Source organism: Acidimicrobiales bacterium (assembly GCA_035294085.1).
GTDB lineage: Bacteria > Actinomycetota > Acidimicrobiia > Acidimicrobiales > Bog-793 > DATGLP01.
Map to the genome: position 1 here is coordinate 1 of DATGLP010000028.1, position 22349 is coordinate 22349.

A 22349-nucleotide genomic window follows, 5' to 3' on the forward strand; every position below is an offset into this window, starting at 1 on the left:
CCCCACCAGCCGTCCAACTCCTCACCGCCTGGCGGGGCACGCTCTAGCAGTAGAGCTCGAAGCTCGGGAGCACGCAGTGCTCACCGCCAGGTGGCTCGGAGACCAGCCTCCCACCGGAGGCCGTTCCGCTCCCATTAGGAGGGCCCGCGGCCCGGGGGCCAGGCGAGCCCTCAGCCGGCCGAGCTCGAGCCGGTGCTCGGCGGGCGGACGGCCTCGGCGGGCCCGGCGTCGGCCGCGAGGCCGGCGAGGAGGGCGGCGAGCTCGTCGGGGAGACCCGGCCCGGCCCGCAGGGGGACCACGAGCTGGCCGGGCTCCTCCTTGTACACGGCGCGCGGCGCGAGGCGCGCGAGGCGCACGCGCGCCGAGGCGCGCAGCCGCAGCGGCCCGAGCCGGGCGACGACCTCGCCCGGCCGCCCCGGTCCGGGCGAGCCCGGGCGCACCGGCACCGCGGTGATCTCCCGCACGCCCGTGCGCACGCACCAGGCGCGCAGCCGTCCGACCGACAGCAGCGCCGCCGCCGGCGCCGGCAGCGGGCCGAAGCGGTCGAGCCACTCCGAGGCGATGTCGTCGACCTCGGCGGGGTCGGTGACGGCGGCGAGGCGGCGGTAGGCTTCGAGGCGCAGGTCCTCGCGCTCGACGTAGCCGGTCGGCAGGTGGGCGTCGACGGGGAGGTCGAGCTTGATCTCGGCGGGCTCGGGCACCTCCTCGCCCTTCAGCTCGGCGACCGCCTCCGCCACCATGCGCACGTACAGGTCGTAGCCGACCGCCGCGATGTGGCCGGACTGGTCCCTGCCGAGCAGGTTGCCCGCGCCGCGTATCTCGAGGTCGCGCATCGCGATCTTGAAGCCCGAGCCGAGCTCGGTGTGCTCGCCGATCGTGCGCAGCCGCTCGTAGGCCTGCTCGGAGAGCGTGCGGTCGCGGGGGTGGAACAGGTACGCGTAGGCACGCTGGCCGGCGCGCCCGACGCGCCCGCGCAGCTGGTGGAGCTGGCCGAGGCCGAGGAGGTCGGCGCGGTCGACGACGAGGGTGTTCACGGCGGGCATGTCGATGCCCGACTCGATGATCGTCGTGCACACGAGCACGTCGTAGCGCCCCGCCGCGAAGTCGAGGACGACCTGCTCGAGGCTGCCCTCGTCCAGCTGGCCGTGGGCGACGGCGAGGCGCGCCTCGGGCACGAGCTCCCGCAGGCGCGCCGCCACCCGCTCGATGTCGTGCACCCGGTTGTGGACGTAGAAGACCTGGCCCTCGCGCAGCAGCTCCCGGCGGATCGCCTCGGAGATGGCGCGCTCGTCGAGCTCGCCGACGTAGGTGAGGATGGGCTGGCGCCGGGCGGGCGGGGTGTCGATCACCGAGAGGTCGCGGATCCCCGTGAGGCCCATCTCGAGGGTGCGCGGGATCGGGCTCGCGGTGAGGGTGAGGACGTCGAGGCCGACCTTCAGCCGCTTCATCGCCTCCTTGTGGGCGACGCCGAAGCGCTGCTCCTCGTCCACGACGAGCAGGCCGAGGTCGGCGAAGGAGACGTCGTCGGCGAGCAGGCGGTGCGTCCCGATGACGACGTCCACCGAGCCGTCGGCCAGGCCGGCGAGCACGGCGCGCGTCTCGGCGGGGGTGAGGAAGCGCGACAGCACCTCGACGCGCACCGGGAACGGGGCGTAGCGCTCGGCGAAGGTCTGGTAGTGCTGCTGGGCGAGGATCGTCGTCGGGACGAGCACCGCGGCCTGCTTGCCGTCCTGCACCGCCTTGAACACGGCCCGGACCGCGACCTCGGTCTTGCCGAAGCCGACGTCGCCGCACACGAGCCGGTCCATCGGGGTGGGCCGCTCCATGTCCGCCTTCACCTCGGCGATGGCCCGCAGCTGGTCGGGGGTCTCGGGGTAGGGGAAGGCGGCCTCGAGCTCGGCCTGCCAGGGGGTGTCGGGCGAGAAGGCGTGGCCGCGCGCGGCGAGCCGCCGCCGGTAGAGGACGACGAGCTCCTGGGCCACCTCGCGCACCGCCTTGCGCACCCGGGCCCGCTGCCGCTGCCAGTCGCTCCCGTTCAGGCGGCTGAGCGTCGGCTGCTCCCCGCCGGAGTAGGGGGTGATGGCGTCGATCTGGTCGGAGGGCACGTAGAGCCGGTCGCCGCCCCGGTACTCGAGGAGGAGGTAGTCGCGCGCCGCGCCCCCGATCGAGCGCGTCACCATCCCGCCGTAGCGGGCCACCCCGTGCACGTGGTGGACGACGTAGCAGCCGGGCGCGAGGTCGTCGAAGAACCCCTCCACCGGACGGGTGGCGGCCCGCGGCGCGCGGTGGGGACGGCGGCGGCCCGTCACGTCGGCCTCGGCGAGCAGGGCGACGCCGGCCTCCTCGAGGACGACGCCCCGCTCGAGCGACGCGACGACCACGTGCACGCCGGGGGCGACGAGGCGCGTCGCCGCCCGGTCGTCGAGGCCCCAGAGGCGGTCCACCTCGACGCCCTCCTCCTCGAGGACGGCCGCGAGGCGCTCGGCGCTGCCGGGCCCCTCCGCGCACACCGCCACGGCGGTCCCGGCGCGCGCGAGCTCGCCGGCGCGCCGCGCGAGCGCCGCCGCGTCCCCCCGCGCCGGCGGCCAGCCGGCGGCGCGCACCGAGGGGACGCCGGGTCCCTCCGCCACGGCGGGCAGCGAGGCGACGCGCGCCGGGCAGGCGGCGAGGAGGCGGTCGAAGCCGGCGTGCAGGCGCACCGGGTCGCCCACGCCGTCGCCCCAGGTGGCGGCGAGGGAGGCGGCGAGCGCCTCCTCCTCGGCGAGCAGCTCGCTCGCCCGGTCGCGAAGGCGGCGCGGCTCGACGAGCACGACGAGGTCCGGCGCGCCGAGCAGGTCGGTCACGAGCCGCTCCTCCTCGACGAGCCAGGGCAGGAACGACTCCATGCCGTCGAAGAGCTCGCCCTCGGCGAGGCGGGCGAAGCGGTCGCGGGCGAAGCCGCCGCCCGCGGCGAGGGCGGCGGCGCGCCGGCGCATCGCCGCGTCGGGAACGAGCTCGCGGCAGCCGAAGATCGCCACCTCCTCGAGGCTGCGCACCGAGCGCTGGTCGGCGACGTCGAACTCCGTCAGGCGCTCCACCTCGTCGCCGAAGCAGTCGACCCGCACGCCCGCCTCGCCCGTGGACGGGAAGACGTCGAGGATGCCGCCGCGAAGCGCCACCTCGCCGCGGTGCTCGACCTGGTACTCGCGTCGGTAGCCGGCGGCGACGAGGCGCTCGAGCAGCGCCTCGGGGTCGCAGTGGGCACCTCGCCGCACGACGACCGGCGCCGCGCGCTCGGGGGTCGTCGCGAGGCGCTGGAGCAGCGCCCGCACCGGCGCGACGACGATCCCCCGGCGGCCGTCGCCGGCCAGGCGCCACAGCGCCTCGAGGCGACGCCCCATCGTCTCGACGCTCGGCGAGACGCGCTCGAAGGGGAGCGTCTCCCACGCCGGGAGCTCGGCGACCTCGTCGTCGCCGCAGAAGGCGCCGAGGTCCCGAGCCAGGCGTTGCGCTTCGGCACCCGTCGCCGTGGCGACGAGGAGGGTGCGCCCACGGCGCGCGAGGGCCGCGAGCAGCGGGGCACGTGCCGCCTCCGGCACCGCCACGAGGGCGTCGGTGCCGCCGGCCAGCTCGTCGACGACCGGCAGGGCCCCGAGGCGGCCGACGAGGGGGGCGAGGGGCGCGCTCACCGCCCGTTCAGCGCGTTCATCGCCGGCTCCACCCCCTTCGCGGCGATGAGCTCCACGGCGTCCGCGGCGAGCTCGCGCGCCACGGCGAGCGCCTCGGCCTCGGCGCGCCCCGGCCGACGCAGGACGTACTCGGCGCCGGGCATGCGCCCCGGCGGCTTGGAGATGCCGATGCGGACGCGCACGAACTCGAGCGAGCGCAGGTGCGCCTCGATCGAGCGCAGCCCGTTGTGCCCGGCCGTGCCGCCGCCGCGCTTCACCCGCAGCGCGCCCGTCGGCAGGTCGAGGTCGTCGTGGACGACGACGAGGTGCTCGAGGTCGGCGAGGTGGTGGCGCCGGACGAGGGCGGCGACGGCGACCCCCGACTCGTTCATGTACGTCTCGGGCACGGCGAGGACGAGGACCTCCTCGTCGCGCCGGACGAGCGCGACGCGCGCGTGCGTGGAGCGCTCGCGCCGCAGGCGCGCGCCGAGGCGCGCCGCGAGCGCCTCGACCGCCTCGGCGCCCACGTTGTGGCGGGTCCCGGCGTACTCCGGGCCGGGGTTGCCGAGCCCGACGACGAGCAGGTCGACGGGCCGGGCGGACGGCGCGCCGGTGCCGGCGCGCAGCAGGGGGCGCCTCAGCTCGTACCGCCCTCCGCCTCGGCCGCCTCCCCGGCGCCAGCGGCCGCCAGCCGGCCGGCGTGCGCCACGGCGACGAGGGTGGCGGGGTCCGCCTCGAGGCGCACGCCCGCGGGCAGCGCGAGGCTCGCGAGGTCGAGCGTGTCGCCGGGCGCCATCGCCGAGACGTCGACCTCGAAGGCGGCCGGGATGTCGGCCGGCTTCGCCTTGATCGGCACCGCCAGCAGGAGGTGCTCGACGGTCCCCCCGGCGCGCTGGACCGCGACCGCCTCGCCGGTGAGCACGAGGGGAACCTCGGCGCTGACGAGCTCGTCGCGCGCGACGACGTGGAAGTCGACGTGGGTGACCGTGTGGCGCACCGGATGGTGCTGGATCTCGCGGGCCATCGCCAGGTGGGACGTCCCGCCGACCTGCAGGTTGAACACGGCGTTCGCCCCCGCCTCCGTCGACAGCGCGGCGCGCAGCGCCCGCGCGTCGACGCTCACGGCGAGGGGGGCGAGCCCGCGCCCGTAGACGACGGCAGGCACGCGTCCGGCGGCCCGCAGCCGCCGGCACGCCGCGCTGCCGCGCTCGGTGCGGACCTCGGTGACCAGGGCGATCTCAGCCATCGTGGCGGGCTCCTCGTCGCGCTCTCCTGCGGCGCGCGACCCGGTTCCGGGCGCGCGAGAGCCGGTTCGTCCGGCTCGACCCAGTGTAGGGCGGCGGCGCCACCGGCTCGCGAGGCCGGCGGCGGCTCACGAGAGGTTCTGGCCGCCGAAGATCTCCGAGACCGAGGTGCCCTCGAACACGGCGTCGATCGCGTCGGCGATGATCCGGGCGACCGAGAGGACCTCGATCTTGTCGATGCGCCGCTCCTCGGGAAGGGGCAGCGTGTTCGTCACCACGACCCGCGCGAGGGGGGACGCCTTCAGCCGGTCGAGCGCCGAGCCGGACAGGACCGGGTGCGTCGCCATGGCGATCACCTCGCGCGCGCCCTCGGCGACGAGGCGCTCGGCGGCGGCGCAGACGGTCCCGGCGGTGTCGATCATGTCGTCGATGACGACGCAGCGCCGCCCCTCGACGTTGCCGATCACCTCGAGCGCCTCCACGGCGCCCGCCGCGCCCGGCGGCCGGCGCTTGTGGACGAAGGCGAGGTCGCAGCCGAGGCGCTGGGAGAAGCGCTCGGCGACCTTCACCCGGCCGGCGTCGGGCGAGACGACCGTGAGGTCCCTCGGGTCGAACTGGCGGAGGTACTCGACGAGGACCGGCATCGCCGTCAGGTGGTCGACGGGGAAGTCGAAGAAGCCCTGGATCTGGCCGGAGTGCAGGTCCACGCTCACGACCCGGTCGGCGCCGGCGACGGTGATGAGGTCGGCGAGGAGCTTCGCGGTGATCGGCTCGCGCCCGGTTGCCTTGCGGTCCTGGCGGGAGTAGCCGTAGTAGGGGCAGACGGCCGTGATGCGCCGGGCCGACGCGCGCTTCGCGGCGTCGATCATGATGAGCATCTCCATCACCGAGTCGTTCACGGGCCTGGCGTGCGTCTGGACGATGAAGACGTCGGCGCCGCGGATCGAGGCGTCGTAGCGGCAGTGGATCTGCCCGTCGGCGAACTCCCGCAGGTTGGCCTCGCCGAGGGAGACGCCGAGGCAGCGGGCGATCTCCTCGGCGAGCTCGCGGTGGGCGCGCCCGGTGAACAGCTCGAGCCGTTGCCTCGCCACTAGCTCCATCGACGCTCCTCTCGCTCCTCGGCTCGGTCGGACGCGCCCTCGATCGGCGTGCCGGGGCCGACCACACGGCCCGCAAGGACGCGGGTGCCGGGCTCGAGGTGCACGAAGGGGCCGACGCGTGCCCCCTCGCCGATCACGGCCTGCCGGGCGACGACGTGCTCGAGGCGCGCGCCCGCCCCGACCTCGCAGTCGACGAGGTGGCAGCCCACCCCGACGACGGCGCCCTCGCCGACCACCGTGCGCCCCTCGAGCACGGCGCCGGGGAGCACGGTGACGTCGGCGGCCAGCTCCACCGTCGTGTCGAGGTAGGTGGCCTCGGGATCGACCATCGTCACGCCACGGCGCATCCAGCGCTCGTTGATCCGGGCGCGCACCTCCGCCTCGGCCGCCGCGAGCTGGGCACGGTCGTTCACCCCCGCCGCTTCGATCGGGTCCGGTGCGACCTGGGTGACGACGGGGTAGCCGGCGTCGTGGAGGACGGCGATCGTGTCGGTGAGGTAGTACTCCCCCTTCGCGTTGTCCGGGGAGAGCCGGCGCAGCGCCGGCGCCAGGACCGCGTGCTTGAAGCAGTAGATGGAGGTGGCCACCTCGTCGATGGCCCGCTCGTCCTCCGAGGCGTCCACCTCCTCGACGATGCGGGCGACCCGCCCGTCCTTCGTGCGCACGATGCGCCCATAGCCCGTCGGGTCCTCGAGACGGGCCGTGAGCAAGGTCGCGGCGGCGTCGCAGGAGCGGTGCGCCCGGACGAGGGCGGCGAGGGTGGCCGGCCGCACGAGCGGGGCGTCCCCGGGCAGCACGACGAGGTCGCCGGCGGCGAGGTCGGCGCCCTCGGGGAAGGCGGTGAGCGCCACCGCCGCCGCGTCGCCGGTGCCGCGCGGCTCGGTCTGGTCGACGAACTCGAGCGCGAGGTGCGCCGGCGCCTCGGCGCCGATCACCTTCGTCACCTCGACGGCGCGCGCCCCGACGACGACGACGACCCGCTCGACCGAGAGCTCGGCGAGGGCGTCGAGGACGTGGAGGACCATCGGCCGCCCGCAGAGCCGGTGCAGCGGCTTGGGCAGGCTCGAGCGCATGCGCGTCCCCTCGCCGGCGGCGAGCACGATGGCCGAGAGCGGTCGGTTCGGCACCGGCCCATTCTCGCCGACGAGGCCGCGGTGTGCAGGCCCGCCGTGGCCGCCTCCCCGAGCGGGCGCCTAGCGTCTTCGTCCGTGGGCGAGCGACCCGGCGGCGAGGTGGCAGGCGGCCTGCGCGCGCTGCTCGAGCGGCCCTTCGAGGAGCTCGGCCTCCCGGCGCTCGAGGAGTACGTGGCGATCGCCTGCCTCTCGCCCGCCTTCGACCCCGCCTTCGCCGAGCACGGCGAGCTGCGGCGCGCCGCCGAGCTCCTCGCCGGCTTCGTGCGCCGGCACGGTCCCGCGGGAGCGGCCGTCGAGGTGCTCGAGCTCCCCGGGCGCAGCCCCCTCCTCTTCGCGCACCTCCCCGCGACGCGCGCGGGCGCCGCCACCCTCGTCTACGGGCACCTCGACAAGCAGCCCGCCCTCGGCCCCTGGCGGGACGGCCTCGCCCCGTTCGCCGCGACGCGCGAGGGCGACCGCCTCTACGGGCGCGGCGTCGCCGACGACGGCTACGCCGCGATCGCCGCCACCCTCGCGCTGCGCGCGCTCGAGGAGGCCGGGCTGCGGCGCGGCCCGGTCGTCCTCCTCGTCGAGGGGAGCGAGGAGAGCGGCAGCCCCGACCTCGCCGCCTACCTCGACGCCCTCGCGCCTCGCATCGGCTCGCCGGGCCTCGTCGTCTGCCTCGACTCCGGTGCCGCCACCTACGACCGGCTCTGGGTGACGACGTCGCTGCGCGGCCTCGTCAACGCGACGCTCACCGTGCGGGTCCTCGAGCAGGGCGTGCACAGCGGACTCGCGGGCGGCGTCGTCCCCTCCTCGTTCCGCCTCGCGCGCCACCTCCTCGAGCGCGTCGAGGACGGCGCCACGGGCGAGGTCCGCCTCGCGCCGTGCCGGGTGACGCCGCCCGAGCACCGCCGGGCCGAGATCGCCGCGCTCGCCGCCGAGCTCGGCGAGGACGCGGCGGGCAGCTTCCCGACCGTCCCGGGCCTCGAGCTCGCCGGCGCCAGCCCGGCCGAGCGGCTCGAACGCCTCGCCTGGCACCCCGCGCTCGAGGTGACCGGCGCCGAGGGGCTGCCCGGTCGGCTCGAGGCGGGCAACGTGCTGCGGCCCCTCACGGCGCTGCGCCTGTCGCTGCGCCTCCCGCCCACCTGCGACGCGTCCCGTGCCGCCGAGGCGCTCGGCGCGGCGCTCACGGCCGACCCGCCGGCCGGCGCCGCCGTCACCCTCGAGGTCGAGGAGGTGGCCGAGGGCTTCGACGCCCCCCCGACCGCCCCGTGGCTCGCCGCGGCGCTCGACGCAGCGAGCCGGGCGGCCTTCGGCGCCCCGCCCGGTGCCCTCGGACTCGGCGGGACGATCCCGTTCCTGCCCGCCCTCGCCCGGCGCTTCCCCGACGCCCAGCTGCTCGCGACGGGTGTCCTCGGACCGGGGTCCGGCGCCCACGGACCGGACGAGTTCCTCCACGTGCCGACGGCCGTGTCGCTCACCGCCGTCCTCGCGGCCCTGCTCGCCGCGGCGCCCTAGCCAGGCGGGCGCGCCCTCCTCAGCTCGCCAGCACGACGGCGCGCCAGCCGAGGTCGGGGAAGCCCGCCGCCGACGCGAGCGCGGCGGACGGCGCGTTGTCCGGCCGGTGCAGGTAGAGCGCGACGGCGCCCTCGGCGTAGACGCGGCGCGCCGCCTGCGCGACGAGGCGGCGCCCGAGGCCTCGGTTGCGGTGCGCCGGCTCGGTGGCGACGGCAAGCTCCTGGCCGAGGGCGTCGTGGCGCTTGCGGCCGACGCCGGCGGCGTAGCGCCCGGCGGCGTCGAAGGCCACGAGCACCTCGCCGTTGAACGGGCGCAGCCACGCCGGGACGCGCGCGTCGTCGGGCGCCAGCCACGCGCCGGCGTCCGGTAGGTCGACGAGCTCGCGACAGGCGCGGAACACCCCGAGCGCAGCGCGCCGCTCCGGTACGCCGAGGAGCGCCGGGAGCCGCTCGACGAGGCCCTCGAGCCCGAGGCGGCGCGCGGCGGCGGCGACCTCGCCGACGCTGCCCGGCGGCACCGAGACGACCGCCCCGGCCGGCGTGGCCACGCCGACCGCCGGCCGCACGGCCCCGTCCCAGCCGGGCCGCTCGCGCAGCGGCGAGCCGACGACCTCGAGCGGACGAGACGGGGGCCACGCGCCGAGGAAGTGGCGCAGGTGCGCGCGAAGGCGGCTCTCGAGCGCTGCCGCAGCGGTCGCCTCTGCCATGCCCCACCCTCGCTCGGCGGTGGGTGAGCCTACCGGCCGCCGACTACCGTCGGCCGCATGCGAGGGCCGGACGACGCCGTGGCGCGCGCGGCGCGCCTCGCCGAGGAGGAGCTCTTCCCCCGCGCCCTCGAGACCGACGCCGCCCCGCTGCTGCCGAGGGCGCGCCTCGACGCGCTCGCTGCCGCCGGCCTCTACGGCGTCGCCGGCCCGCGCGAGCTCGGCGGGGCCCCGGACCTCGCGACGTTCTGCCGCGTCCTCGAGGCGCTCGCGTCCGGCTGCCTCACGACGGCGTTCGTGTTCGCGCAGCACCACAACGCCGTGCGGACCCTCGCCGGCGCGCCGGCCGACCTGCCGGCCCGACGGCTCCTCGAACCGCTGTGCCGCGGGGACGTGCGCGCCGGCGTCGCCTACTCCGCGCTGCGCCGGCCCGGCCCGCCGCTGCTCAGCGCCCGGCCGGTCGGCGCGAGCTTCGTCCTCGACGGGCGCGCCCCGTGGGTCTCGGGCTTCGGGCTCGTCGACGTCGTGCACGTGGCGGCGCTCACCGACGACGGGCGCGTCGTGTGGGGCCTCGTCGACGCGGCCGAGGGCCCGACGCTCGTCGCGCGGCCGCTCCCGCTCCTCGCGCTCGGGGCGAGCGGGACGGTCGAGCTCGCCTTCGCCGGCCACCGCCTGGCGGCCGAGCGCGTCACCCTCGTCGAGCCCCTCGAGGCCTGGCGCCGGCGCGACGCGCTCGGGCTGCGACCGAACGGCTCGCTCGCGCTCGGCGTCGCACGCCGGGCCGCCGCCCTCGGCGGCCTCGGCGCCCTCGCCGCCGAGGTCGAGGCCTGCCGCGAGCGGCTCGACGCCTCCTCGCCCGCCGAGCTGCCCGAGGCGCGCGCCTGGGCGGCCGAGCTCGCCGCGCGGGCGGCGTCGTCCCTGCTCGCCGCCGAGGGGGCCCGGGGCGCCCTCGCCTCGTCGCACGCGGCGCGCCTCGGGCGCGAGGCGCTCGTCCTCCTCGCCTTCGGCCAGACCCCGGCGATCCGGGAGGCGCTGCGCCACCGGCTCGCGCGCCGGGCGCCGACCTGACGCACGGCCGGGTTCGGCCGCGGCGCCCCTATGCTTGCTCGTGCGCAGCCCGAGACCTCGGGTCGACACCGTTCCCGACGAACCCCAGCCCGCGCGCGGCGGGCCGAGCCGGAGGAGACCGTGCAGGCAACGACGACGGCGAGCGCGCCCGCGACGACGGCGCACGGGCACCGCCACCTCGGCCTCGCCCTCGCCCTCATCAGCACCGTCCAGCTCATGGTGGTGCTCGACGCCACGATCGTGAACATCGCCCTGCCCTCGATGCAGCGGGACCTGCACTTCTCGGCCACCGGCCTCGAGTGGGTGGTGAACGGCTACGCCCTCGCCTTCGGCGGCCTCCTCCTCCTCGGCGGGCGCACCGGCGACCTCTACGGGAAGCGGCGCATGTTCATGGCCGGGGTCGCGCTCTTCACCGCCGCCTCGCTGACCGGCGGCTTCGCCACGACCCAGGTCTGGCTCATCGCGGCGCGCATGGTCCAGGGCGTCGGCGGCGCCATCGCGTCGCCGACGGCGCTCTCGCTCGTCACGAGCACCTTCCCCGAGGGGCGCAGCCGCGACCGCGCGATGGGCGTCTACGCCGCCATGTCGAGCGCCGGCGCCTCGATCGGCCTGCTCCTCGGCGGCATCCTCACCGACCTCGCCAGCTGGCGCTGGGTGCTCTTCGTCAACGTCCCCATCGGCGCCCTCGTCGTCATCGCCGCGCCGCTCGTCCTCGGCGAGACCGAGGGCCGGCAGGGCCGCCTCGACCTGCCCGGGGCCGTCTCGGTGACCGCCGGGATGTCCTTCCTCGTCTACGGGCTCTCGCACGCCGCCTCGGCGTCGTGGTCGACGCCGCTCACGGTCGGCTCGCTCGCCGGAGCGGCCGTCCTGCTCGCAGCCTTCCTCGCCATCGAGGCGCGCTCGACGCACGCCCTCATGCCGCTGCGCGTCTTCGCCAACCGGAACCGCTCCGGCGCCTACGGGATGATGCTCATCATCGGCGCCGGGCTGTTCGCGATGTTCTTCTACCTGACGCTGTTCGTCCAGGACATCCTCGGCTTCTCGCCGCTCAAGGCGGGCCTCGTCTCGCTGCCGATCTCCCTCACGATCGCCGCCTGCGCCGGGCTGAGCTCGCGCGTCGTCGGGCGCATCGGCGCCCGCCCCCTCCTGGCCGCCGGGCCGCTCGTCAGCGCGGCCGGCCTCGCGTGGATCTCCCGGGTGACCCCGGCGAGCACCTTCACCGGCGACGTGCTCGGGCCCGAGCTGCTCATCGCCATCGGGATGGGCCTCACCTTCGTGCCGCTCACGCTCACCGCGGTCGCCGGCGCCAGGCCGGGCGAGACCGGCCTCGTCTCGGCCCTGCTCAACACGGGCCAGCAGCTCGGGGGCTCCCTCGGGCTCGCCGTGCTCGTCACGATCGCCACCGCGGTGACCCGTCCCCGGCTCCTCGCGGCTCGCAGCCGGGCCGCGACCGCCGCGGCGCTGACCGCCGGCTACTCGCGCGCCTTCCTCGTCGCCGGAGCGTTCCTCCTCGCCGGTAGCGTCATCGCCCTCGTCGTCGTGCGAGCCGGGCGCCCGCCGGCTCCGGCCACCCTGGGCCGTGCTCAGCGCGAGCTCGGGCTCGAGCGCGGCGGCTCGCGTCCAGAGGTAGCGACGGATCCGTAGGCGATGACGGAGAGGAAGCGCACCGGCAGCTCGCACAGCTCGGCGGGGCCGTGCGCGACCTCGCCGTCGAACTGCAGGGCGTCGCCGGGCTCGAGGTGGTAGACGGCGCCGGCGTAGGAGTAGTCGACGACGCCCTCGAGCACGTAGAGGAGCTCGGTGCCCGGGTGCTGGTAGAGGGGGAAGACCTCGCGGCGGCTCGTGAGCGTGACGAGCATCGGCTCCATCCGCTTGGCGGGCCCCCGCATCGAGCCGAGCAGCTGGTAGCGGTGGCCGGAGGCCGTCCCCGGCCGCACGAGCTCCGGGCCGGTGCCCGCCCGGGTGAACAGGGCGTCGCGCTCCTCGTCGAGCCCCTGGAACAGCGAGGTGACGGGCACCTCGAGCGCGGCCGCCAGGCGGGCGAGCGTCTGCAGGTTCGCCGCCCCCTGGGCGTTCTCGACCTTCGAGACGACCGCCTTGGAGAGCCCGGCTCGCCGGGCGAGGCCCGCGAGCGACAGCCCCCGGTCCATGCGCCGCTCGCGCGTGCGCGCCCCGATGACGGCGGCGAGGCGCGCGACGTCGGCCTCGACGCGGTGCGCGCCGGGCGGCGTGCCGGCCGGCGCTTCGTCGGCCACGTCCTCAGGCGCCGCTCGGCACCTCGCCCGCCGGCACCCGCTCGCGGGGTGCCGGCGGGGTGGCCGACGGCTCGCGCACCGGCACCTGGCGCGTCGGGCGGGAGCGAACGAGGGGCACCCGTATCGACAGCACGCCGGCCTCGAGGCTCGCCTCGAGCCGGTCGACGTCGCAGGCGTCGCCGAGCAGCAGCCTCCGCCGGGCCGAGCCGTGCGGACGCCCGCTGATCAGCGGGTCGATGCGCGCCCCCTCGGCGAGGACCCGCTCGGCCTCGACGACGAGCACGTGCGACTCGAGGCGCACGCGCAGGCGGTCGCGGGGCACGCCGGGGACGTCGAACTCGAGGTGGAGCGCACCCCGGGCGAGGTAGGCGTCGTAGGCGAGCGGCGGCCGGCGAGCGGGCGAGACGCCGTCCGCCTCGTCGGCGAGCGGCTGGACGTAGCAGGGGACGTCGGGTTCGAACATCGGCACCACCTCGCGGCGTCTCGTTCACGATTCTAGAGCAGCAGCTGTGAATCGTGAACGAGCCGGGTGCCCGATCAGGGGCCTCGGCGCGCCGCCTGGTCGCTCGCCGGTGGCTGCCGCTGCAGCTTGCGCACGTAGAGCTGCTCGTCGGCACGCCGCAGCGCCGCCTGGAGGCCCTCGCCCGGCTCGAGCTCGGTGACGCCGGCCGTGAAGCGGATCGGGTGCCCCGCGCGCAGGCGAGCGAGGAGGCGCTCGGCGCCGGCCAGGGGAGCCCGGGCGACGAACGCGAACTCGTCGCCGCCGAGCCGGCCGAGGACCGCGTCGGCCCCGAGCACCGCCAGCCACGCCCGCGCCGCCTCGGCGAGCAGGCGGTCCCCCGCCTCGTGGCCCTCCACGTCGTTCACGAGCTTGAAGTCGTCGAGGTCGATCACCGCGAGCACGAGCGGCCGCTCGAGGCGGTCGGCGATCGCCTGCTCGAGCTCGGCGACGCGCTGGAAGCCGCGCCGGTTGAGCACGCCGGTGAGGACGTCGGTGTCCGCCTGGCGGCGCAGCCGGCCGACGGCGCGCTCGAGGACGAGGCCGGTCATCACGATCGTGCCGGCGACGACGGCCCAGACCACCCCCCAGCGCGCCAGCCCGTTCGCCGCGAGGCCGGCCGCGCAGCCGGCGCTGATGAGGGCGAGCTCGGCGAGCACGGCGAGGCGCGGGAGGAAGGAGGCGGCGTAGACGGCCATCGAGACGAAGGGGAAGGTGGTGAGCACCTTGCCCTGGGGGGTCCGCGCGGTCGCGACGAAGACGCTGTTGAGCACGACGCCGCACGCGAGGACGCCAGCCCAGGTCGCCGGGCCGGTGCGCCCCCCGGCGAGCCAGAGCACGGCCGCCGTCGCGGCGCACAGGAGGCCGACCGCGAGGTAGAGGTCGACCACCTCGAGGCGGGAGGTCGGCACGGCGAAGGAGCCGAGGCAGGCCACCGCGGCGAGCAGCTCGAGGAGGACGAGGACGCGCACCTCGACGCCCCCGCGCGGCGCGAGGGCGGCGAGGCGGCCGTAGGCGGCGGGCCGGCGAGGTTCCACGGCGGGCACGGGCCAATTCCAGCCCACGGCGGCCTCGCCCGCCAGGATCGCGGCTCAGGCCGGCCGCACGGGGCTGCCCCGGCGCGCCGCCAGGCCGGCGAGCACCTCGAGCACGACGCGGTGGGCGTTGTTCAGCGTGACCTCGCCGTGGTCGTAGGGCGGGGCGACCTCGACGACGTCGAGCGCGACGAGCGGCGCCTCGATCGCGAGGCGCCGGACGGCGCGCAGCAGCTCGACCGGGGAGAGGCCACCGGGCTCGGGCGTCCCGGTGCCGGGGGCGAAGCCGGGGTCGAGCACGTCGATGTCGACCGACAGGTAGACGGCGTCGCAGCCGGCCGTCGCCTGCGCGAGCGCGTCGTCGAGGACCGCGTCGAGGCCGCGCTCGACGACCTCCTGCATGCGGTGGTAGTGCATGCCCTGGGCGCGCATCCACGCGAACGTGGCGGCGTCCGGCCAGTACCCGCGCAGGCCGACCTGGACGAAGTTCGAGCCGGCGACCGCCCCCGACTCGATGAGCCGGCGCATCGGGGTGCCGTGGCTCGCGAGGTTCCCGTCGATGGAGTCGGCGGTGTCGGCGTGGGCGTCGAAGTGGACGACGCCGATCGTCCCGAAGCCGTGGGCGGCCGACACGGCGGTCGCCGACGGCCAGGTGATCGAGTGGTCCCCGCCGAGGACGACGGGGAAGATCCCCCGCTCGGCGACCTCCGCCACGCGCGCGCGGATGGCGGCGTGCGAGGGCTCGACGAGCCCGTGGGGGCAGGCGGCGTCGCCGTAGTCGACGACGTCGAGCGCCTCGAACAGCTCGATCCCGAGGTCGAGGTGGAAGCTGCCCGGGTGGTAGGCGAGGGCGCGCAGCGCCCGGGGCGCGAAGCGGGCGCCGGGGCGGTGCGTCGTCGACCCGTCCCAGGGGGCGCCGACCACCGCGACGTCGGGGCGCCGCGCGTCGAGCTCGGCCGGCTCGAGCAGGAGCGGGCGCCGGGCGAAGGTGGCGGGGCCCTCGTAGGAGGGGGCGTCGCCGCGGTCCGGGGCGCGCCAGGCTGGGTCGGCGCCGGCCACACGCCATTGGTAGCACACGAGGCCCCGGCTAGCGCATCGTGTCGAGGACGAGCTCGATGTCCTCGAGCGTCGTGCGCGGGTTGACGACCACGAGGCGGGCGAGCGGCTCGCCGCGGTGGCTCGTCGGGGTGACGAAGGCCGTCCCCGCGGCGCGCAGGCGCTCCGACCAGGCGTAGTAGTCCGCCTCGCGCCAGGCGTGCCGGCGGAAGCACAGGACCGTCAGCTCCGGCTCGTCGAGCAGCTCGAGCTCGGGGCGCTCCCGGATCGCGGCGGCGGCCTGGCGCGCCACCTCGAGGGTGCGCTCGATCGCCGCGACGTAGGCGTCGGTGCCGTGCGTCGCGAGCGAGAACCAGAAGGGCAGCCCGCGAGCCCGGCGGGTGAGCTGGATGGCGTAGTCGGACGGGTTCCACTCGCCGGTCCGCTCGACCGCCTCGAGGTAGTCGGCGCGCTGGGCGTGCGCCGCGCGGGCGAGCTCGGGGCGCCGGTAGAGGAGGGCGGCGCAGTCGAAGGGGGCGAACAGCCACTTGTGGGGGTCGATCACGACCGAGTCGGCGCGCTCGATGCCGGCGAAGCGCGCGCGGGCGCTCGGGGCGGCGAGCGCGCCGCCGCCGTAGGCCGCGTCGACGTGCAGCCACAGCCCGCGCCGGCTCGCCTCGTCGGCGACCGACCCGAGGTCGTCGATCACGCCGAGGTTCGTCGCGCCCGCGCTCGCCACCACGGCGAAGACCTCGGTCCCGCGCGGACGCCCGTCGATCGCCGCTGCCACCGCCGCGCCGTGCAGCCGGCCGTGCTCGTCGGGGATCGCTTCGAGCACCTCGACGTCCATCACACGTGCCGCCGCCGCGACCGAGGCGTGCGCCTCGTCGCTCGCCACGAAGGCGAGGCGCGCCCGACGAGACCCGCCGGCATCCCGGTACGCGTGGCGCGCCGCCACGAGGGCCGACAGGTTGCCGAGCGTGCCCCCCTGGACGAAGGTGCCGCCGGCTCCCGGCGGCAGGCCGGCGAGGTCGCGCAGCCACGCCAGGGCCTCGTTCTCGGCGAAGACGGCCCCGGCCCCCTCGAGCCAGCTCCCCGCGTAGATCGAGGAGGCGCCGACCACGAGGTCGAAGAGCGCGGCTGCCTTCGTCGGCGCGCAGGGGACGAAGGCGAGGTAGCGAGGGTGGTCGATCGAGATGCAGGCGGGGGCGAGCACCTCGGCGAACAGCTCCAGCGCCGCCTTGCCCCCGATGCCGGCCGGCGTCACGGTCTGCCCCGCCGCCGCGGCGAGCTCGGCGAGCGGTCGCGGGCCGTCGAGCGGGACGGGGTCGAGGCGAAGGCGCTCGCGGGCGTACGCGAAGACGGCGTCGGCGAGCTCCTCGAGCTCCTCGCCCCAGCGGTGCACCGGTCCCGAGCCTACGGGCAGGGGACCTCCTCGCGAGCCGGTGGCCCGCGCCCGGCGGGAGCGCCGGCGACCTAGCCTGGAGCGCGACGCGGTCGCCAGGGCGGCTCGCCGCCCGGGGAGGAGGGAGCGATGCCGGACTCGGTCGTCCTCGCAGGGGCCCGGACCCCCATCGGGAAGCTGTCAGGCGCCCTCGGCGCGCGACGCGCCAGCGAGCTCGGGGCCGTTGCGATCGCCGAGGCCCTGCACCGAGCTGGCGTCGCCCCCGACGCCGTCGACTACGTCGTGATGGGACAGGTCCTCCAGGCCGGGCAGGGTCAGAACCCCGCCCGCCAGGCCGCGATCGCGGCGGGCATCCCGATGAGCGTCCCGGCGGCGACGCTCAACAAGGTCTGCCTGTCGGGGCTCAACGCCATCCAGCACGCCCGCCTCCTCATCGCCGCCGGCGAGGCCGACGTCGTCGTGGCCGGTGGGATGGAGTCGATGACGAACGCGCCCCACCTCCTGGCGGCCGGACGGCGCGGCCTGCGCTTCGGCTCGGGCGAGCTCGAGGACGCCATCATGGCCGACGGCCTCACCTGCGCCTTCGGGCACCAGTCGATGGGCGCAGCCACGGAGCAGGACGCCGCGGCCGCGGGCATCGGCCGGGAGCGCCAGGACGCCATCGCCCTCGCCTCCCACGAGCGCGCCGCGGCGGCCCAGAAGGAGGGGCGCCTCGCCGAGGAGATCGTCCCCGTGCACCTCGAGGGGCGCGCCGGCACCGTCGAGGTCCGCGACGACGAGGGGATCCGCCCCGACACGACGCTGGCCTCCCTCGCCGCCCTCAAGCCCGCCTTCGCGGCCGGCGGCTCCATCACCGCGGGGAACGCGAGCCAGATCTCCGACGGTGCGGCCGCCCTCGTCGTGGCGTCGACGGACGCCGCGGCGCGCCTGGGCGTGCAGCCGCTCGCCGAGCTCCTCGCCTACGGTCAGGTCGCCGGCCCCGACACCTCCCTGCTCACCCAGCCCTCCCGGGCGGTGCGCGCCGCGCTCGGGCGTGCCGGGATGACGCTCGCGCAGGTCGACCTGTTCGAGATCAACGAGGCCTTCGCCGCCGTCTCGGCGGCCTCCATCGCCGACCTCGGCGTGCCCGACGACGTCGTCAACGTGAACGGGGGGGCGATCGCCCTCGGCCACCCGATCGGCATGTCCGGCGCTCGGCTCGCCCTCACGCTCGCCTACGAGCTGCGCCGCCGGGGCGGCGGGGTCGGCGCGGCGGCGCTGTGCGGCGGGGGCGGCCAGGGCGACGCCCTCCTGCTGCGGGTGGCCTGAGCCTCAGGGTCCGAGCACGACGAGGAGGTCGCCCGCCTCGACGCGCGCCGAGGCGGGGACGACGACGCGCTGCACGACGCCGCCGACCGGCGTCGTCACCCGCGCGTCCATCTTCATCGCCTCGATCGTGGCGATGACCTGACCGGCCTGGACGCGCTCGCCCGGGCGAACGGCGACGGACACGACGCCGCTGAAGGGCGCGCCGACCTGGTTCGGGTCGTCGGGCGCCGCCTTCTCGCCGGAGGGCTTGCGCGCCTCGACGGCGAGGTCGCGCACGACGACCGAGCGGGGACGGCCGTTCATCCTGCAGTAGACGGTGCGGAAGCCCCGCTCGTCGGGCTCGGTCATCGCGTCGACGGCGAGGTAGAGCGCCACGCCCGGCTCGAGCTCGACCTCGATCTCCTCGCCGAGGCGCGGACCGTAGAAGAAGGCGGCGGTGGGCAGCACGCCGAGGTGGCCGTAGCGCTCGAGCGCCTCGGCGTAGTCGCGTGCCGGACCGGGGAAGAGCAGCTCGGACAGGACGCGCCGGCGCTCGGGTCCGTGGAGCGCCTGCTTGTCGGCCTCGGAGAGCTCCTGGGTCCGGGCGAGGGGCGGGCGCCCGGCGAGCGCCTTGGTCCGGAACGGCTCGGGCCAGCCGCCCGCCGGCGTGCCGAGCTCCCCGTGGAGGAAGGCGATGACGCTGTCGGGGATGTCGAAGCGGGCCGGGTCCTCGGCGAAGGCCGCCGCGTCCGCGTCCTGGGCAGCCAGGTGCAGCGCCAGGTCGCCGACCACCTTGCTCGTCGGGGTGACCTTGACGATGTCGCCGAGGATGTCGTTCGCCTTGGCGTAGAGGTCCTCGACCACCTCGAAGCGATCGCCGAGGCCGAGGGCGATGGCCTGCTGGCGGAGGTTGGAGAGCTGGCCCCCGGGGATCTCGTGGCGGTAGACGCGCCCGGTCGGGGCGGGCAGTCCCGACTCGAAGGGGCGGTAGAGGAGGCGGACGGCCTCCCAGTAGGGCTCGAGGTCCAAGAGCGCGTCGAGCGAGATGCCGCTCGCCCGCTCGGTGTGGTCGGTCGCCGCGACGATCGCGGCGAGCGAGGGCTGGCTCGTCATCCCCGACAGGGGGGCGATCGCTCCGTCGATCGCGTCCACGCCCGCCTCGACGGCCGCGAGGTAGGTGGCGAGCTGGCCGCCGGCCGTGTCGTGCGTGTGCAGGTGCACCGGCTGGTCGAAGCGCTCGCGAAGGGCGCGGATCAAGATCGCGGCGGCCGGGGCCCGCAGGAGGCCAGCCATGTCCTTCACGCACAGCACGTGCACGCCGCAGCCGACGAGGCGCTCGGCGAGGCGCAGGTAGTAGTCGAGGGTGTAGAGCCGCTCGGCGGGGTCCGCGAGGTCGCCCGTGTAGCACAGCGTCCCCTCGGCGATCTTGCCCGCCTCGAGCACGGCGTCGACGGCGGGCCGGATCTGGTCGACGTCGTTCAGGGCGTCGAAGACGCGGAAGATGTCGACGCCGGTGGCCGCCGCCTCGGCGACGAAGGCGTGGCCGACCTCGTCGGGGTAGGGGGTGTAGCCGACCGTGTTGCGGCCCCGGATCAGCATCTGCAGGCAGAGGTTGGGCACCGCCTCCCGCAGCGCCGCGAGCCGCTCGAAGGGGTCCTCCTTCAGGAAGCGCAGCGCCACGTCGTAGGTGGCGCCGCCCCAGCACTCGAGGCTGAGCAGCCCGGGGAGGAGGCGTGCCACGTAGGGGGCCGCCACGAGCATGTCGTAGGTCCGAAGGCGCGTCGCGAGGAGCGACTGGTGGGCGTCGCGAAACGTCGTGTCGGTGAGCGCGATCGCCCGCTGGTGGCGGAGGCGCCGGGCGAAGCCGTCCGGGCCGAGCTCGTCGAGGAGCTGGCGGCTCCCCGCCGGCGCCGGCGCGTCGAGGTCGAGGGGCGGGAGCTTCGAGCGCGCGGCCGGGACCGCGGGGGGCTCGCCGTGCGGCCGGTTCACGACCGCCTCGGCGAGGTAGGTGAGCAGGCGCGTCCCGCGGTCCGCGCTCTGGCGGGAGTGGAGCAGCTCGGGCTTGCGGGCGATGAACTCCGTCGACAGCCGTCCGGCGCGGAAGTCCTCGTCGTCGAGGATCGCCTGGAGGAAGGGGATGTTCGTCGCGATGCCGCGGATGCGGAACTCCGCGACCGCGCGCCGGGCGCGGTCCACCGCCTCGTCGAAGGTCCGGCCGCGGCAGGTGAGCTTGGCGAGCAGGGAGTCGAAGTAGGGGAGCACCTCGGTCCCGGCGGCGGTGCCCTCGTCGAGGCGGATCCCGGTCCCGCCGGGGGTGCGGTAGGTGGTGATGATCCCGGTGTCCGGGCGGAAGTCGTGCGCCGGGTCCTCGGCGGTGATGCGGCACTGGAGGGCGGCGCCCTGCAGGCGGATCGAGTCGCGGCTGATGCCGAGGTCGGCGAGGGTCTCCCCCGACGCGATGCGCAGCTGGGCCTGGACGAGGTCGACGGCGGTGACCTCCTCGGTCACGGTGTGCTCGACCTGGATGCGCGGGTTCATCTCGATGAAGACGTGGCGGCCGCGCGGGTCCACGAGGAACTCGACGGTCCCGGCGCCCGTGTAGCCGATCGAGGTGGCGAAGGCGACGGCGTGCTCGCACATCCGCTCGCGAAGCGCCGGGTCGAGGTTCGGGGCGGGGGCGATCTCCACCACCTTCTGGTGACGGCGCTGGATGGAGCAGTCGCGCTCGAAGAGGTGGACGACGTTGCCCACCTGATCGGCGAGGACCTGCACCTCGACGTGGCGCGGGCTGTCGACGGCCTCCTCGAGGAAGACCGTGTCGTCGCCGAAGGCGGACGCCGCCTCGCGCATCGCCGCCGCGATCGCGTCGGGGAGCTCCGCCGGCTGCGCCACGCGCCGCAGCCCGCGACCGCCGCCGCCGGCCGCGGCCTTGACGAAGAGGGGGAAGCCGAGCTCCTCGCCTGCGGCGACGAGCGCGGCGACGTCGCGCTGGGGAGGGACCGAGCCGAGCACCGGCAGCCCGGCCGCCCGGGCCGCCTCGAGGGCAGCGACCTTGTTCCCAGCGAGCCGCAGCACCTCGGCGCTCGGCCCGACGAAGACGATCCCCGCCGCGGCGCACGCCTCGGCCAGGTGGGGGTTCTCCGAGAGGAAGCCGTAGCCCGGGTAGATGGCGTCGGCCCCGACGCGCCGGGCGAGGCCGACGATCTCCTCGACGTCGAGGTAGGCGCGCACCGGATGGCCCGGCGTGCCGATCATGTAGCTCTCGTCGGCCTTCTGGCGGTGCAGGGAGTGGCGGTCCTCGTAGGGGTAGATGGCCACCGAGCGGATCCCGAGCTCGTTGGCAGCACGGAAGGCGCGAATCGCGATCTCGCCACGGTTGGCAACGAGCAGCTTCGTGATCAAGGCGCCTCCGCGCGCACGCCTGCCTCCTCGGGGGGAGGGCTCCACCTCGCTTCGACGAGCCTACGGTACTCGTCGGCGCCGCCGCCGAGGTCGACGACGAGCGTCAGCCGAGCGTGGCGGGCTCGGCGACGATGTCGATCGCGAGGGCGTAGGGGGGGTTCGACGAGCTCTTCGGGATCTCGAGGAGGACCCGGCTGCCGACCCGGACGCCGGCGAGGACGTCGAGGGCGCTCGGCTGCGCGGGATCGCCGACCGGCGCATCCTCGGGGATGCCCGTCTTCCAGGTGGAGGTCGCCACCTTGCGGCTCGACAGGTTCACGGCCACGAACTGGAAGACGACGAGCCCGGGGACGATCTTGCGCCCGTGGCCCCGGTCGAGCACGGCGACGGACACGGCCCTCGGCAGCGGGGCGTCGCGCGCGACCGAGACCGTGGGCACCTTGCCGGGCCGGCCCGTGACCGTCACGCCGTGGGCAGAGCGCGCGAGGAAGACCGCGCGCGGGTCGGCGCCCGCCCCCCGGCCGTAGGTGGCGAGCAGGTCGACGACGAACACGATCGTGTCGCTGCCGGTGATGCCCGCCTGCGGGTTGCCGGCCTTGCCGTAGCCGTCGGCGGGCGGCAGCACGAGGAGGAGACGGCTGCCGACGCGCCGCCCGACGAGCGCCCGGTCCCAGCCGGGGATGACCTGGCCGACGCCGATGGGGAACGCGGCCGCGAGCCGGCCGAAGGACGAGTCGAACACCTTGCCGCGCCAGATCTGCCCGACGTAGTTGGCGACGACCAGGTCGCCGCGCCGGACGAGCGCGCCGGTCCCGTCCCGCAGTACCCGCACCTCGAGCGAGGCGGGCGGTGCCGCCCTGGGGAAGCTGATCGTCGGCGCGTGCCCGAATCCACCGTGCACGGACGGCAGCGCGGGCGGACGCGAGGCCGCGGCGACCGAGGCGGCGAGCGGGCCGGCGACGAGGGCGAGGACGAGGAGGAGGGCGATGCGTCGCACGGCGGGACCTTCGGTCGGCGAGGAGGCGGTCGGCGGGAAG

At 76.3% G+C, this 22349-nt stretch carries 17 protein-coding genes; 4 read left to right on the plus strand and 13 right to left on the minus strand.

The annotated features are described in order from the left end of the window. Positions 1–170: 170 nt before the first annotated feature. The 5 genes from mfd to VKV23_10435 all read right to left on the minus strand — a co-directional run bounded on the left by mfd (position 171) and on the right by VKV23_10435 (position 7118). A complete protein-coding gene (gene mfd / locus VKV23_10415) occupies positions 171–3668 on the minus strand; it encodes a transcription-repair coupling factor (GenBank protein ID HLI16446.1) in 3498 nt (1165 codons plus the stop codon). Next, positions 3665–4288, minus strand: a complete 624-nt coding sequence (gene pth, locus VKV23_10420; protein HLI16447.1) for an aminoacyl-tRNA hydrolase — start codon at positions 4286–4288, stop codon at positions 3665–3667. Before pth ends, mfd begins: the two co-directional genes overlap by 4 nt. Continuing rightward, positions 4285–4893 carry a 50S ribosomal protein L25 gene (locus tag VKV23_10425; protein HLI16448.1) on the minus strand — a complete coding sequence of 203 codons (609 nt, stop codon included), beginning with the start codon at positions 4891–4893 and terminating at the stop codon, positions 4285–4287. Before VKV23_10425 ends, pth begins: the two co-directional genes overlap by 4 nt. A gap of 126 nt (positions 4894–5019) precedes the next feature. Beyond that, positions 5020–5991, minus strand: coding sequence for a ribose-phosphate diphosphokinase (locus tag VKV23_10430; protein ID HLI16449.1), 972 nt, complete (start codon positions 5989–5991; stop codon positions 5020–5022). Continuing rightward, positions 5982–7118, minus strand: coding sequence for an NTP transferase domain-containing protein (locus VKV23_10435; GenBank protein ID HLI16450.1), 1137 nt, complete (start codon positions 7116–7118; stop codon positions 5982–5984). The genes VKV23_10430 and VKV23_10435 overlap by 10 nt, the downstream gene beginning before the upstream one ends. Positions 7119–7199: 81 nt before the next feature. Here VKV23_10435 and VKV23_10440 point away from each other — a divergent pair, with 81 nt between their 5' ends. Continuing rightward, positions 7200–8624: a M20/M25/M40 family metallo-hydrolase gene (locus VKV23_10440; GenBank protein HLI16451.1), complete on the plus strand. Its 1425-nt coding sequence runs from the start codon at positions 7200–7202 to the stop codon at positions 8622–8624. A 19-nt stretch (positions 8625–8643) separates the two neighbouring features. On the opposite strand, the gene VKV23_10445 is transcribed toward VKV23_10440, so the two are convergent. Next, positions 8644–9330, minus strand: coding sequence for a GNAT family N-acetyltransferase (locus VKV23_10445; protein ID HLI16452.1), 687 nt, complete (start codon positions 9328–9330; stop codon positions 8644–8646). Between the two features lie 57 nt (positions 9331–9387). Here VKV23_10445 and VKV23_10450 point away from each other — a divergent pair, with 57 nt between their 5' ends. Both VKV23_10450 and VKV23_10455 read left to right on the plus strand, forming a co-directional pair. Then, positions 9388–10395, plus strand: coding sequence for an acyl-CoA dehydrogenase family protein (locus VKV23_10450; protein ID HLI16453.1), 1008 nt, complete (start codon positions 9388–9390; stop codon positions 10393–10395). Positions 10396–10515: 120 nt separating this feature from the next. Next, complete coding sequence (locus VKV23_10455) at positions 10516–12039, plus strand: MFS transporter (protein HLI16454.1); 1524 nt, start codon at positions 10516–10518, stop codon at positions 12037–12039. Here VKV23_10455 and VKV23_10460 read toward each other — a convergent pair. The 5 genes from VKV23_10460 to VKV23_10480 form a co-directional block, all read right to left on the minus strand. Continuing rightward, positions 11979–12650: an XRE family transcriptional regulator gene (locus VKV23_10460; GenBank protein ID HLI16455.1), complete on the minus strand. Its 672-nt coding sequence runs from the start codon at positions 12648–12650 to the stop codon at positions 11979–11981. The genes VKV23_10455 and VKV23_10460 overlap by 61 nt on opposite strands. 4 nt (positions 12651–12654) lie before the next feature. Next, a complete protein-coding gene (locus VKV23_10465) occupies positions 12655–13113 on the minus strand; it encodes an Hsp20/alpha crystallin family protein (protein ID HLI16456.1) in 459 nt (152 codons plus the stop codon). A gap of 74 nt (positions 13114–13187) precedes the next feature. Further along, positions 13188–14195, minus strand: a complete 1008-nt coding sequence (locus VKV23_10470; protein HLI16457.1) for a GGDEF domain-containing protein — start codon at positions 14193–14195, stop codon at positions 13188–13190. 45 nt (positions 14196–14240) lie between these two features. Continuing rightward, complete coding sequence (gene speB, locus VKV23_10475; protein HLI16458.1) at positions 14241–15242, minus strand: agmatinase; 1002 nt, start codon at positions 15240–15242, stop codon at positions 14241–14243. A 28-nt stretch (positions 15243–15270) separates the two neighbouring features. Further along, positions 15271–16623: a pyridoxal-dependent decarboxylase gene (locus VKV23_10480; GenBank protein ID HLI16459.1), complete on the minus strand. Its 1353-nt coding sequence runs from the start codon at positions 16621–16623 to the stop codon at positions 15271–15273. Between the two features lie 129 nt (positions 16624–16752). On the opposite strand from VKV23_10480, the gene VKV23_10485 reads away from it, so the two are divergent. Further along, a complete protein-coding gene (locus VKV23_10485; GenBank protein ID HLI16460.1) occupies positions 16753–17931 on the plus strand; it encodes an acetyl-CoA C-acyltransferase in 1179 nt (392 codons plus the stop codon). A 3-nt stretch (positions 17932–17934) separates the two neighbouring features. On the opposite strand, the gene VKV23_10490 is transcribed toward VKV23_10485, so the two are convergent. Beyond that, positions 17935–21312 (minus strand): pyruvate carboxylase, encoded by a 3378-nt coding sequence (locus tag VKV23_10490; GenBank protein HLI16461.1) that lies wholly within the window; start codon positions 21310–21312, stop codon positions 17935–17937. Positions 21313–21415: 103 nt separating this feature from the next. Next, on the minus strand, positions 21416–22309 hold the full coding sequence (locus VKV23_10495; GenBank protein ID HLI16462.1) for an FKBP-type peptidyl-prolyl cis-trans isomerase: 894 nt from the start codon (positions 22307–22309) through the stop codon (positions 21416–21418). Between the last annotated feature and the right edge of the window lie 40 nt (positions 22310–22349).

Coding starts and splice junctions, on each gene's coding strand:
- VKV23_10425 (HLI16448.1), bottom strand. CDS start 4,893: ATGGCTGAGATCGCCCTGGTCACCGAGGTCCGCACCGAGCGCGGCAGC.
- VKV23_10430 (HLI16449.1), bottom strand. CDS start 5,991: ATGGAGCTAGTGGCGAGGCAACGGCTCGAGCTGTTCACCGGGCGCGCC.
- VKV23_10445 (HLI16452.1), bottom strand. CDS start 9,330: ATGGCAGAGGCGACCGCTGCGGCAGCGCTCGAGAGCCGCCTTCGCGCG.
- VKV23_10450 (HLI16453.1), top strand. CDS start 9,388: ATGCGAGGGCCGGACGACGCCGTGGCGCGCGCGGCGCGCCTCGCCGAG.
- VKV23_10465 (HLI16456.1), bottom strand. CDS start 13,113: ATGTTCGAACCCGACGTCCCCTGCTACGTCCAGCCGCTCGCCGACGAG.
- VKV23_10485 (HLI16460.1), top strand. CDS start 16,753: ATGCCGGACTCGGTCGTCCTCGCAGGGGCCCGGACCCCCATCGGGAAG.